Raw genomic sequence first — 967 nt, forward strand, 5'->3', positions numbered from 1 at the left:
CGGCCCACGCACGTTATGCGAGTCGCGCGGGGCATCCATTCGTTTTTGAAGCAGAGTTCGCTCGAAAACATGAAGAATTTTAACTAACTGTTAGCGAGCAGCCGTTAAGGTGAGTTAATGAAATAGAGCGGGCTGGCAGAAGGCCGCTCGCCACGGGATAGAGCGGCGTAAAGCCGGATGGAGTTAAAGATGAGCGCAGTCACACCAGCCCTTGGGTCGATCGAGAAGTACATCGGTGCTGCCGAAGCCGCAGTGAGCAAGGGTCTTGGGGCGCTGCCGACGACGACGGCACCGGCAAATTCAGCCGAAGCGACGACGGTTAAAGCCCAAGCTTTGGCGATTACCGATACCGTCTCTTTGGCAGATCGCGCCGACTCATATCTTGCGACCTACGGCTCCGATGCGCGCTTCAAAGGCATCGTCCAGGGTATTAAGACCAATCTGGATGCGAAGACCTTAAACACGATCGGTGCTGGCGCGGCACTCTATACGCAAACCGACCCAGTTATTCAGCAGCAGTCGGCTAAGCTCGAAAACGGGACGACCCGCAATACGGAAACGACGATTGCCGCCCGTACGATTGAGCAGGTTGCCGCCAAAAATAATAAGGGCATCGGCCTTCAGCGCAGCTTCTCCGAAACCATCATTCGCGAAAGCGGCGGCTTTACGAAAACCGGTCAGGCTCTCGCCAGTACAGTGCGTCAAGAAACCACGACAGCAACCCTCGCGGCCGATGCCACAAAAGGCACGCTGACGCAAACTTTCGATATTCAGGCGGTCATCACCTCCTCTGCCAACGGCAATACGGTCTACGAGCAACGCAACCGCGTGATTGTGTATAGCCTGACCAAAGCCGGTGATTATCAGAAGTCCCTGAAGGAAGTTCTGACGTCGATCACCAAAGACGCCAATGGCTCGGTTCTGGCCACGGCCCAAACGCAGTCGACGGAAACCTCGGTGGTGAATG

The 967-nt window shown here is 55.8% G+C and carries 1 protein-coding gene; it reads left to right on the plus strand.

Annotated features, from left to right (window positions below):
- Positions 1-189: 189 nt before the first annotated feature.
- Positions 190-967 (plus strand): hypothetical protein (locus VZ95_RS20985; RefSeq protein ID WP_156995521.1); only part of this gene is annotated, 778 nt, incomplete at its 3' end.

The sequence above is a fragment of the Elstera litoralis genome (genome assembly GCF_000963705.1).
Classification (GTDB): Bacteria; Pseudomonadota; Alphaproteobacteria; order Elsterales; family Elsteraceae; genus Elstera; species Elstera litoralis.